The following is a 12,253-nucleotide window of genomic DNA, read 5'->3' as shown; positions in this document are numbered from 1 at the left end:
ATTTCATTGTGTTAATAAAATGTTTTGAGATGTGGCATAGTTCGTGCATAATTATAACCAGTGGCTCATTCACCTTCTTATGTCAGCCCCTTCGGGACGCGCTACATAAACTTCGAATGACGCACAAACAGGTGCCTGCCGTCCAACTCCTGATAACAGCTCTGCTTTATCAGTCATCGGGCGAAACGTCGAGTAAGGCACCGCCTCATTGCTTAATAAAGCCAGGCTCCCGTAGCCTGGCTTTATTATTTCTGGCGTAGATGTTTCTTGCGTCCTCAGTTAGCATCGTCATGAGCTAATGATTGAGACACTATCCTTGAAGCGACTCTCCCTTTTTCCCCGTTCGCTGCGCCAGCTGGTCACGCTATCCTTCGTGCTGATCTTGCTTCCGCTGCTGGTGCTGGCATGGCAGGCGTGGCAAAGCCTCAACGCGCTGAGCGCGCAGGCGGCGCATATCAACCGTACCACGCTTATCGATGCCCGCCGCAGCGAAGCGATGATTAACGCATCGCTGGAGATGGAACGTAGCTACCGTCAGTACTGCGTGCTGGACGATCCGACGCTGGCGCGGGTCTACCAGAATCAGCGCCAACGCTACAGTGAAATGCTCGATGCTCACGCGGGCGTCCTGCCTGATGAGAAAATCTGGCGGGCGTTGCGTCAGGATCTCGACGATCTGGCGGAGCTGCAGTGTAAAAATAGCGGTCCGGCGGCGAAGTCAGCCGCCAGCCTGGAAGCGTTTGCCTCCGCCAATAGCGACATGGTTCAGGCGACCCGAACGGTGGTCTATTCGCGCGGGCAGCAGTTGCAGCAGGAAATCGCCGAGCGCGGTCAGTTCTTCGGCTGGCAGGCGCTGGTGCTGTTTCTGCTCAGCCTGGCGCTGGTGCTGCTTTTTACCCGCATGATTATCGGCCCGGTGAAGGGCATTGAGAGAATGATTAACCGGCTGGGGGAGGGAAAATCCCTGGATGACGCCGCGCTGTTTACCGGTCCGCGCGAGTTGCGCTCCGTCGGCAAACGCATTATCTGGCTGAGCGAACGCCTTGCCTGGCTGGAATCCCAGCGGCATCAGTTCCTGCGCCATCTTTCCCATGAGCTGAAAACGCCGCTGGCCAGCATGCGCGAAGGGACAGAGCTGCTTGCCGACCGGGTGGCCGGGCCGCTGACGCCCGAGCAGCAGGAGATCGTGGAGATTCTGGATAACAGCAGCCGCAACCTGCAAAAGCTGATTGAGCAGCTGCTGGACTACAACCGCAAACAGGCCGATGGCCCGATTGCGCGCGAGACGGTCAACCTGGCCGAACTGGTGGAAAACGTGGTTTCCGCCCACAGCCTGCCGGCAAGAGCTAAAATGATGCATACCGAACTGGCGCTCAGCGAGCGTTTTTGCGAAGCGGAGCCTGCTCTGCTGGTGAGCGTACTGGATAATCTCTACTCCAATGCGGTGCACTATGGTGCTGAATCCGGTAACATTCGAATCCATAGCTATCGGCACGGCGAGCAGGTGCGCATTGACGTCATTAACAACGGCGAGCCGATCCCGCCCGCAGAGAGAAACATGATTTTTGAGCCTTTTTATCAGGGAAGCCACCAGCGTAAAGGGGCGGTAAAAGGCAGCGGTCTGGGGCTGAGCATTGCCCGCGACTGTGTACGGCAAATGCAGGGCGAGCTGAGCCTGGTTGATGATAAATCCGGGCTAATCTGTTTTCGTATCACGCTCCCCGTCGCCGAGTCTGGAAAAAATAACGTATAACTATCGGGTGATTATGTCCCACTTCTTCGCACTTGTCCGTCCCCTCAGGGGATGGCTGCTGTCAGGCATTTCGTGCCTGGCGCTGGCGGGATGTTCCGCCTCTACATCACCACACGCTGCGGATGGCAAAACGCTCTCCGCGCTGCCGCAGCACCAGGTCGCCGATTTTCTTTCGGTCGAGTGCGCCGACATCTGGACCCTGCAGAGCGAGGCCAGCGATAAAAACCCGCTGTACTGGCTGCGGGGAATTGACTGCGCGGATCGCCTTGCTCCGGTACAGGCGCGGGCTGAAGCCCGGCAGCACGATGCCAACAGCTGGCAGGATGCCTTTAAGCGCGGCATTTTGCTGGCCGATGCCAAAATCACGCCCAATGAGCGTCGCGATCTGGTGGCCAGCCTGGATACCTTTAGCCCGCAAATTGCCGCCCAGGTTCGCCCGCTCTATCAGCTCTGGCGCGATGCCCAGGGCCGGCAGCTTCAGCTGATTGACGAGCGCTCCCGCTACGCCAAACTGCAGCAGTCAAGCGATGCGGAGCTTGAGACGCTGCGTCAGCAGGAAATTGAATTACGCAATCAGCTCGAGCTGACGACCCGCAAGCTGGAGAATCTCACCGATATCGAGCGTCAGCTCTCCAGCCGTAAACCCGGCGGGAACTTTAGCTCAGACGCCGGGCACGGCAGCGATAAAGTCCCGGAGGTGATTCATGACGATCCGTAAACCCGCCCGCCTGCTGTTAGTGGACGACGATCCGGGCCTGCTGAAGCTGCTGGGCATGCGTCTTGTCAGCGAAGGATACAGCGTGCTGACCGCCGAGAGCGGGCCGGAGGCGCTGCGCATGCTGGGCCGTGACAAAGTGGATCTGGTGGTCAGCGATCTGCGGATGGACGAGATGGACGGCCTTCAGCTGTTCAGCGAAATCCAGAAGGTGCAGCCGGGAATGCCGGTGATTATTCTCACCGCGCACGGTTCCATTCCGGACGCCGTCGCCGCGACCCAGCAGGGTGTGTTTAGCTTTCTCACCAAGCCGGTGGATAAAGACGCCCTGTATAAAGCCATTGATGACGCGCTGGAGCAGAGCGCGCCGACGACCGATGAGCGCTGGCGCCAGGCGATTGTGACCCGTAGCCCGCTGATGGAGCGCCTGCTGGAGCAGGCCGGGATGGTGGCGCAGTCGGACGTGAGCGTGCTGATTAACGGCCAGAGCGGTACCGGCAAGGAGATTATCGCCCAGGCCATCCATAACGCCAGCCCGCGCCGGGACAAACCCTTTGTCGCTATTAACTGCGGCGCGCTCCCCGAACAGCTGCTGGAGTCGGAGCTATTCGGCCATGCGCGCGGCGCCTTTACCGGCGCGGTCAGCAACCGGGAGGGGCTATTTCAGGCCGCGGAAGGCGGCACGCTGTTTCTGGATGAGATCGGCGATATGCCGGTGGCGTTACAGGTAAAACTGCTGCGCGTTTTACAAGAGCGTAAAGTCCGCCCGCTGGGCAGCAATCGCGATATCGACATTGATGTGCGGATTATTTCTGCGACCCATCGCGACCTGCCAAAAGCGATGGCGCGCGGCGAGTTTCGCGAAGATCTGTTTTACCGCCTGAACGTGGTGAATCTGAAAATCCCGCCGCTGGCCGAGCGTACGGAAGATATTCCGCTGCTGGCGAACCATCTGCTGCGCCAGTCTGCCGATCGCCATAAACCCTTTGTACGCGCATTCTCCACGGATGCGATGAAGCGGCTGATGGCCGCCAAATGGCCGGGCAACGTGCGCCAGCTGGTGAACGTGATTGAGCAGTGCGTGGCGCTGACCTCTTCGCCGGTCATTAGCGACGCGCTGGTGGAACAGGCGCTGGAAGGGGAAAACACCGCGCTGCCGACGTTTGTCGAGGCGCGGAACCAGTTTGAGCTCAATTACCTGCGCAAGCTGCTGCAAATTACCAAAGGCAACGTCACGCATGCGGCGCGGATGGCGGGGCGCAACCGCACCGAATTTTATAAGCTGCTGTCGCGCCACGAGCTCGACGCTAACGACTTTAAAGAGTAGCTCCGTAGGATGACGCAAGTTATGATACGGTTAGCAACCGGTTACGCGACTAAGACAGGAACACCATGAAAAAGATTGATGCGATTATTAAACCTTTCAAACTGGATGACGTGCGCGAAGCGCTGGCCGAAGTCGGCATCACCGGGATGACGGTAACGGAAGTGAAAGGCTTTGGCCGCCAGAAGGGGCATACCGAGCTGTATCGCGGCGCGGAGTATATGGTGGATTTTCTGCCGAAAGTGAAAATCGAAATCGTTGTCACCGATGATATCGTCGACACCTGCGTGGATACCATCATCCGTACGGCGCAGACCGGCAAAATCGGCGACGGTAAAATCTTTGTCTTCGATGTCGCGCGCGTGATTCGTATCCGCACCGGCGAAGAAGACGACGCGGCGATTTAAGCTTAAAAAACGGATGATGGCTTAAGAACTTCAATTCCGTCCAGATTTGTAGCCCCGGTAAGCGCACCGCCACCGGGGTTATTATACCGGGTTACAGTACCTTATGCGGCCCGAAACATTCGTAATGGATGTTGTCCTTATTGACTCCCAATTCAACCAGCTGCTGCGCGGCAAATTGCATAAACGCCACCGGGCCGCAGAGATAGAACTGCATCTGCGGGGCGCCGATCTTGTCGGCCAGGGCCGATAAATCCATCAAACCTTCGCTATCAAACGCGTCCGCCTGACGGTCCGCTTCGCTTGGACTGCGGTACCAGACGTGAGAAGTAAACTTCGGCAGCGTTTCACCCAGCGCTTTCACTTCGTCCGCGAAGGCGTGCACGTCGCCGTTCTCTGCCGCATGGAACCAGTTCACCTGCGCCGGATGCTGCGCTTTCGCCAGTACGTCAAGCATCGCCAGCATCGGCGTCTGCCCCACGCCGCCGGAGAGCAGCGTGACCGGCGTTTCTGGCGCCACGTTGAGGAAGAAATCCCCCGCTGGTGCCGCCAAATAAATCACATCGCCTTCTTTGGCGGAATCATGCAGCCAGTTTGAAACCTGCCCGCCGTTTTCGCGCTTAACCGCAATGCGATAGCCTTTGCCGTCGGGTTTGCGGGTCAGGGAATACTGACGAATTTCCTGATGCGGGAAACCTTCCGGCTTCAGCCAGACCGCCAGATACTGGCCTGGATGGTATTCAGCCACGGCGCCGCCGTCGACCGGCTCAAACTCAAAGCTGGTAATCAGCGCGCTGCGCGGCGTTTTTTTAGCGATGCGGAACGCGCGGGTGCCTTCCCAGCCGCCGGTTTTGCTGGCGCTTTCGTTATAGATTTGCGCTTCACGATTAATAAAGACGTTGGCCAGTACGCCGTAGGCCTTGCCCCAGGCATCCAGTACTTCCTGGCCCGGGCTGAACATTTCGTCAAGAGTGGCCAGCAGGTGGGTACCGACAATGTTGTACTGCTCGGGCTGGATCTGGAAGCTGGTGTGCTTCTGGGCGATTTTCTCCACCGCCGGCAGCAGGGCAGGCAGGTTCTCAAGATTGCTGGCATAGGCGGCAATAGCGTTGAACAGCGCCTCGCGCTGGTCGCCGTTGCGCTGATTGCTCATATTGAAGATTTCTTTGAGTTCAGGATTATGAGCAAACATCCGGTCGTAAAAATGGGCGGTCAGTTTCGGACCGGTTTCAACCAGCAGGGGGATGGTGGCTTTCACCGTAGCGATGGTTTGCGCGTCGAGCATAGCAGCTTCCTTTGTAGGTTATCTTAATGATGCATTTTGAATGCATCTTATAAAAATACCCCTGCTTTGTAAATGGTTCTTTAACGCTTTGCCCTACGGCAGTGACAACATGAAATATTCGCATCACAAACCTGAAAACAAATCCGTTGATAATTGCAGGAGCTTTATTGCTCAAAGCCTTGTGTTACGCGGAGCCAATCGTTTGCGTAAAATCCTTTGTCAAGACCTGTTATCACAGAATGATTCAGTTATACTGTGGGCCGTTGTCCAATCGGACCGCCTTTTAAGGCCGAAATTCTATTGTTAGCTGAGTCAGGAGATGCGGATGTTAAAGCGTGAAATGAACATTGCCGATTATGATGCCGAACTGTGGCAGGCTATGGAGCAAGAAAAAGTACGTCAGGAAGAGCACATCGAACTGATCGCCTCCGAAAACTACACCAGCCCACGCGTTATGCAGGCGCAGGGCTCTCAGCTGACTAACAAATACGCTGAAGGCTATCCGGGTAAGCGCTACTACGGCGGCTGTGAATACGTCGATATCGTTGAGCAACTGGCTATCGACCGCGCGAAAGAGCTGTTTGGCGCTGACTACGCTAACGTGCAGCCGCACTCCGGTTCCCAGGCCAACTTCGCGGTCTATACCGCTCTGCTGCAGCCGGGCGACACCGTTCTGGGTATGAACCTGGCGCAAGGCGGTCACCTGACTCACGGTTCTCCGGTTAACTTCTCAGGCAAACTGTATAACATCATTCCTTACGGCATTGATGAGTCCGGCAAAATTGACTACGAAGATATGGCGAAGCAGGCTCAGGAACACAAACCGAAGATGATTATCGGCGGTTTCTCTGCCTACTCCGGTATCGTTGACTGGGCAAAAATGCGCGAAATCGCTGACAGCATTGGCGCATACCTGTTCGTTGACATGGCCCACGTTGCCGGTCTGATTGCCGCAGGCGTGTACCCGAACCCGGTTCCGCATGCTCACGTGGTGACCACCACTACCCATAAAACCCTGGCGGGTCCGCGCGGCGGCCTGATCCTGGCGAAAGGCGGTAGCGAAGAACTGTACAAAAAACTGAACTCTGCCGTATTCCCGAGCGCCCAGGGTGGCCCGCTGATGCACGTTATCGCGGCCAAAGCGGTTGCGCTGAAAGAAGCGATGGAGCCAGAGTTCAAAGTCTATCAGCAGCAGGTAGCGAAAAACGCCAAAGCGATGGTCGAAGTGTTCCTGAACCGCGGCTACAAAGTGGTTTCCGGCGGCACTGAAAACCATCTGTTCCTGCTGGATCTGGTGGATAAAAACCTGACCGGTAAAGAAGCTGACGCTGCGCTGGGTCGCGCCAACATCACGGTCAACAAAAACAGCGTACCGAACGATCCGAAGAGCCCGTTTGTGACCTCCGGTATCCGTATCGGTTCTCCGGCGGTCACCCGTCGCGGCTTTAAAGAAGCGGAAGTGAAAGAGCTGGCCGGCTGGATGTGCGACGTGCTGGACAACATCAATGATGAAGCGGTCATTGAGCGCGTGAAGGGCAAAGTGCTGGACATCTGCTCCCGCTTCCCGGTTTATGCGTAATCGTTAGCCGTTAAAATTAAAAAGGCCGCAATCGCGGCCTTTTTTACGTCTGAAGATTAGCGTCGATCGAGGGAAATAGCGCCGGGCCCGGTTATTGTCAGCAGCAGGAAGGCGCCGGCAATGCTGACGTTTTTCCAGAAGTTAATCATGTTCGGCAGCACCGCATCGCCAGACATATCCCAGTAGTGATGGCCTATTACCGCGGTGCCAAGAGTATAAAAAATAAAGATCACTGCCAGAGGGCGGGTGAAAAAGCCCAGCACAATTAAAATGGCCGCCGGCACCTCCATAATAATGGCAATGATGGCCGCAAGCGTTGGCATCGGCGCGCCGGAGGAGGCCATATACTGCACCGTGCCGCTAAAGCCGAGCAGCTTGGGATAACCGAAAAGAATAAACAGCACCACTACCGCGATACGCGCAATCAGCAGCAGCAGAGAGCGGGAGGAACCAAAATCAAAGTAGCGTAGAGTGTTCATAATCAGCTCGTTATAAGAGACGTGTGATTTAAACGTAATACACAAATTTGCGCTCCGCCACGTCCCCCTGATGATTAACGCAGCGTCTGCAATTGCTCCTCAACATACAGATAACCGATCCCCATCAGCTGCTGGGCGCGGGTCAGTGTGCCAAAGCCGATTTGAGTGGCGTGCGCTCGCGGCGTATCGCCGTGGTCAAAGGGATTAAAGCCGGTTTGTTTAACGATACTTTCCAGCCACTGTTCGCCAAAGGCACAGCTGCGACCGTATAGCCAGATCTGATTAATATTCAAAATATTCAAGAAATTATAAAGGCTTAAGCCAATGGCGTTGGCCGCGCTGTCAACCCATGCGCGAATATGCACGTCCCCCTTTTCCCAGGCCTCAATGAGCGATGCCGTGGTTAACTGCTCCGGGGAGCGCTGCGCCTCAGGCTGGGTTTTGAGCCACATTCGCGCCTGTTTTTTCAACGCGCTGAGGGAGGCTACGGTTTCAAGACAGCCGTATCTGCCGCAGTCGCAGGCCTTGCCGTCAGGATTCACAATCGTGTGTCCAATCTGCCCGCTGCCGTAGAGGCTTCCTCGATAAATCTGATCGTTAATCACAAACGATGAGCCAATACCGTAATCGACGTTGATCACGCAAAAATCCGGTTGTGGGCCCTGATGCTGCCATTTCTCGGCCAGCGCCAGCATCACGCAGTCATTATCTACCCGCACCTGCACGCCGAGCTGTTCTTCCAGCAGATACTTTATTTCAATCGGCGTTTTCCAGCGCGCCTGGGGCATGGTTTGTGAAACGCCGGTTATCGGATCTACCTGACCATGGACGCCAAGCGCGAGATGAATACTGTGCTGCGGGTAGAGACGGTGGATACGCCGCCAGCATGCAATAATGCTCTCCAGCAGGGCCTGCGGCGTAGGCGCGTCGATGGGCACATGCTGGCAGCCGTCAACTGCCAGTAGACGGGCGTCGGCAAGCTGATACTCAATACTGGTTGGCGTGATATTCATGCATAGCGTCCAGGCTCCGCGCGCGGGGATCTGGTAGCTTCCGCTGTTCATTCCGCGTTTGCTCATTTTTTCCGTGGAATGGTCGATCAGTCCCTCGCTGAGCAGCTCTTCAAGAATATTGCTCACCGCCGGAATAGAGAGTCCGGTGAGCTGAGAAAGCTGGGATTTACTCAGCTGCTTCTCCCGCCAGAGATGAGCCAGAAAAATGGATTTATTGGTCTGTCTGACCCGGGCGTTATTTAAACCGGTACGCTGCATACACTTAACTCCCTTAACTATATTGCGTGAGCATTGCGCATTTTAGCAGCTAAGTGACGATATAAACTCCTCCCATAGCGAATTTTACCTTACTTTGTTTAGTGGAGGCGTCATGTACGGTTCGGTTAAGGTCTGGCAGGAAATAATTACATTACCTACGTGGACAACGGGGGCGGAGGATCCGAATCCCATGTTTCTGGAAAAACGCGTTTATCAAGGTTCTTCCGGTAACGTCTATCCCTACGGCGTGATTGACACCCTGACCGGCGAACGTGAGATGCGCGATTATCAGGCAGTATGGATGGAGAATGATTTCATTCGAATTATGCTGTTACCGGAACTCGGCGGCCGTATACATCGGGCGTATGACAAGGTTAAACAGCGCGATTTCGTGTATTACAATGAAGTGGTGAAGCCCGCCCTGGTGGGGCTGCTGGGGCCCTGGATCTCCGGCGGTATCGAGTTCAACTGGCCGCAGCATCATCGCCCGACGACCTTTATGCCGGTCGACTTTTCGATCCAGTGCGGGGAAAACGGCGTGCAGACCGTATGGATGGGGGAAGCGGAGCCCATGCGCGGTTTGCAGGTCATGACCGGGTTTACACTTTATCCTGACCGCGCGCTGATTGAAATTACCGGCAAGGTCTTTAACGGTAACGCCACGCCGCGTCATTTCCTGTGGTGGGCCAACCCGGCGGTAAAAGGCGGCGATGCTCATCAGAGCGTTTTTCCGCCCGACGTCACCGCCGTGTTCGATCACGGCAAGCGTGATGTTTCCGCTTTCCCTATTGCCACCGGCACCTACTACAAAGTCGACTATTCTGCGGGCGTCGATATCTCCCGTTATAAAAACGTTCCTGTACCCACCTCGTATATGGCGGAGAAATCGGACTACGATTTTGTCGGCGCTTATCACCACGACGAGCGCGGTGGGCTACTGCATGTCGCCGACCACCACGTTTCGCCGGGCAAAAAACAGTGGAGCTGGGGCTATGGCGACTTTGGCCAGGCGTGGGACCGCAATCTGACGGATGAAAACGGCCCCTATATTGAGCTAATGACCGGCGTCTACACCGATAACCAGCCTGACTTTACCTGGCTTGCGCCTTATGAAGAGAAGGTGTTTGTGCAAAATTTCCTTCCCTATAGCGAGCTGGGGATGGTGCAAAATGCCAATACGCAGCTGGCGCTGAAGCTGGTTCGCGATTCTGAGCAGCTGCAGCTCGGCGTTTACGCCATTGCGCCGCTGGAAAATATTGTTGTTGAACTCAGCGCGGAAAAGCAGCCGCTGTATGAGACTCAGCTTACGCTGAAGCCGGGAGAGAGCTGGCGGCATACGCTGCCGCAAAATGACGCCGGTCGTTTGACCATTAAGGTGAAAAGTGCAGACAAGCAAGTGCTACTGGATTATCACGAACATATTACTCAGCAGACGCCGCTGCCCGAACCGGCCTCTGCGCCGGCGATGCCTGAAGAGATTCACAACGGTGATGAGCTCTATTTTATCGGCCAGCATCTTGAACAATACAATCACGCCAGCCGCTATGCCGCAGATTACTATCGCCGGGCGATAGCCCTCGATCCGCAGGATTATCGTAATAATGTTGCTCTCGGGACGCTGGCGTTTAACCAGGCCGACTGGGTTTTAGCGGAGCAATGTGCCCGCGCCGCGCTACTTCGCGCTCATCGTCTGAATAAAAATCCGCGCGATGGCGAAGCCAGTATGCTGCTTGCCAGCGCGCTGGAAAGGCAGGGAGATGAACAAGGCGCCTGGGATCACTATTATAAAGCATCCTGGAGCGGTAACTGCCGCGATGCTGCATGGTGGGCGCTGGCGCGGCTGGCGATGAAGCGCGGTGATACGGTCGACGCGCTGGAAAAGGTCAACACCAGCCTGCAGTTCAACGCCAGCAACCATCTGGCTATGGGGCTGAAAGCGCTGGCGTTAGCGAAGAGCGGGCGGACGAAAGCGGCGCAGGAGTATATTTTCGCCTGCCTTAAACCATACCCGTTGAGCTATCCGCTGCACTGCGTGCGCTGGATGATTGAGCCCGGCGACGAAGCGCGAGAGAACCTGCTGCGGGTAACGGGGCGCAGAGGGATCAACGGCAGCCTGCTGGCGGGCTGGCTGCTCTCCATCGGTCAGAAGCAGGCGGCGAAGGAGGTGCTTGAGGTTCTGGATTGCCAGGAAGCGCTGCCGATGCTGTGGCGCGCCTCGTTAAGTGATGACGCGAATAAACGGCAACAGTTAATTGCCGAAGCCGAGCGCTGCCATCCGCAAAAAGTGCGTTTCCCCAATACGCTCGATGAAGTCCGGATGCTGCAAACTCTGAGCGATAGCGCTTTTGCCCGCTATCTGCTCGGTTGTTTCTGGTACAGCAAACGTCGCTATGAAGAGGCGGTCAGCTGCTGGCGCGAGACGCTGGAAAAATCTCCCGACTACGCGCCCGCTCATCGCCTGCTCGGGGTCTACGCCTGGAACAAACAACAGGATGCCGCGCAGGCGCTGGCTTATCTGCAGCGGGCCGTAGAGCTTGAGCCCGAAAATGCGCGCTTCCTCTTTGAGCTTGATTTCCTGAAAAAATCGCTGGGTACGCCGGTAAACGAACGACTGGAAACGCTGGCGGCGCGCAAAGCGGTGGTGCTGAAGCGGGACGATCTGACCGCTGAGCTGCTAAGCCTGTGGAACGCGGCCGGCCATTATGCCAATGCCGCCGCTATTCTCGGTACGCGCGTGTTTCATCCCTGGGAAGGCGGGGAAGGGAGAATCACCGGTCAGTATTTGCTCAATCAGCTGCATCGGGCTTTGCAGTTTATCGAACGCGAGGCGTTTACGCAGGCCGCGCACTGTCTGAAAGACGCATTACGCTATCCCGATAATCTGGGGGAGGGGCGACTGCCCGGGCAGACGGACAACGATATCTGGTATTTGCTGGGCTACTGCGCGGAACAGGCTGGGGATGCACAGCAGGCAGCAGAATATTACCAGCTTGCCCTACAAGGAGGCTCAACGCTGGACGCCGGGCGTTACTACAACGATCAGCCCGCTGATTACCTTTTCTGGCAGGGCATCGCGCTGCGTAAGGGCGGTAACCCGGCGCAGGCCGAGCAGCACTTCCAGAATTTTATCGCCTGGGCCGGGCAGCATCGGGATGACGTTCCGCAAGCCGACTTTTTTGCCGTCTCTCTCCCGGATTTGGTGGTGCTTGATGTCTCAGCGCAGCAGCAGCACCAGCAGCACTGTTTGTTTATTGAAGCGTTGGGCCATCTGGGGCTGGGCAACTTATCCGCCAGCCAGCAGGCGATGCAGCAACTGCTGCAGCTGAACCCGGCTCATGATAAGGCGCATTTGATTCGTCACGCCCTGCAAAGCGGCATGTTTTCCTGAACCTGAACCTGAACCTGAACCTGAACCTGAACCTGAACCTGAACCTGAACCTGAA

Annotated in this window: 9 protein-coding genes; 6 read left to right on the top strand and 3 right to left on the bottom strand. The window is 56.3% G+C overall.

The features are described 5' to 3' along the window. Positions 1 to 316: 316 nt before the first annotated feature. From KOSB73_RS22925 to glnB, 4 genes are all read left to right on the top strand, one after another. The gene (locus tag KOSB73_RS22925) at positions 317 to 1,753 is read left to right on the top strand and encodes a sensor histidine kinase (protein ID WP_004134904.1); all 1,437 of its coding nucleotides are present in this window, start codon (positions 317 to 319) and stop codon (positions 1,751 to 1,753) included. A 13-nt stretch (positions 1,754 to 1,766) separates the two neighbouring features. After that, positions 1,767 to 2,471: a two-component system QseEF-associated lipoprotein QseG gene (qseG, locus tag KOSB73_RS22920; protein WP_049085699.1), complete on the top strand. Its 705-nt coding sequence runs from the start codon at positions 1,767 to 1,769 to the stop codon at positions 2,469 to 2,471. Next, positions 2,458 to 3,795 (top strand): two-component system response regulator GlrR, encoded by a 1,338-nt coding sequence (gene glrR, locus KOSB73_RS22915; protein WP_024359365.1) that lies wholly within the window; start codon positions 2,458 to 2,460, stop codon positions 3,793 to 3,795. Before qseG ends, glrR begins: the two co-directional genes overlap by 14 nt. 65 nt (positions 3,796 to 3,860) lie before the next feature. Next, complete coding sequence (gene glnB / locus KOSB73_RS22910) at positions 3,861 to 4,199, top strand: nitrogen regulatory protein P-II (RefSeq protein ID WP_002914032.1); 339 nt, start codon at positions 3,861 to 3,863, stop codon at positions 4,197 to 4,199. Positions 4,200 to 4,290: 91 nt separating this feature from the next. On the opposite strand, the gene hmpA is transcribed toward glnB, so the two are convergent. Further along, positions 4,291 to 5,481 (bottom strand): NO-inducible flavohemoprotein, encoded by a 1,191-nt coding sequence (gene hmpA, locus KOSB73_RS22905; RefSeq protein WP_098141028.1) that lies wholly within the window; start codon positions 5,479 to 5,481, stop codon positions 4,291 to 4,293. 325 nt (positions 5,482 to 5,806) lie between these two features. On the opposite strand from hmpA, the gene glyA reads away from it, so the two are divergent. After that, positions 5,807 to 7,060: a serine hydroxymethyltransferase gene (gene glyA / locus KOSB73_RS22890; protein ID WP_004134918.1), complete on the top strand. Its 1,254-nt coding sequence runs from the start codon at positions 5,807 to 5,809 to the stop codon at positions 7,058 to 7,060. A 56-nt stretch (positions 7,061 to 7,116) separates the two neighbouring features. On the opposite strand, the gene KOSB73_RS22885 is transcribed toward glyA, so the two are convergent. After that, entirely contained in the window at positions 7,117 to 7,539 is a 423-nt protein-coding gene (locus KOSB73_RS22885; RefSeq protein ID WP_098141046.1) for a DoxX family protein, read from the bottom strand. A 74-nt stretch (positions 7,540 to 7,613) separates the two neighbouring features. Beyond that, positions 7,614 to 8,810 (bottom strand): ROK family transcriptional regulator, encoded by a 1,197-nt coding sequence (locus KOSB73_RS22880; RefSeq protein WP_004134920.1) that lies wholly within the window; start codon positions 8,808 to 8,810, stop codon positions 7,614 to 7,616. Positions 8,811 to 8,922: 112 nt separating this feature from the next. Between KOSB73_RS22880 and KOSB73_RS22875 the strand changes: the two genes are divergently transcribed. Beyond that, the gene (locus KOSB73_RS22875; protein WP_064371613.1) at positions 8,923 to 12,198 is read left to right on the top strand and encodes a tetratricopeptide repeat protein; all 3,276 of its coding nucleotides are present in this window, start codon (positions 8,923 to 8,925) and stop codon (positions 12,196 to 12,198) included. Positions 12,199 to 12,253: the final 55 nt, after the last annotated feature.

It is taken from the genome of Klebsiella grimontii, assembly GCF_900200035.1.
Classification (GTDB): domain Bacteria; phylum Pseudomonadota; class Gammaproteobacteria; order Enterobacterales; family Enterobacteriaceae; genus Klebsiella; species Klebsiella grimontii.
The sequence above is the reverse complement of the archived record's forward strand: the minus strand, read 5'-3'. Positions and strand labels throughout refer to the sequence as shown.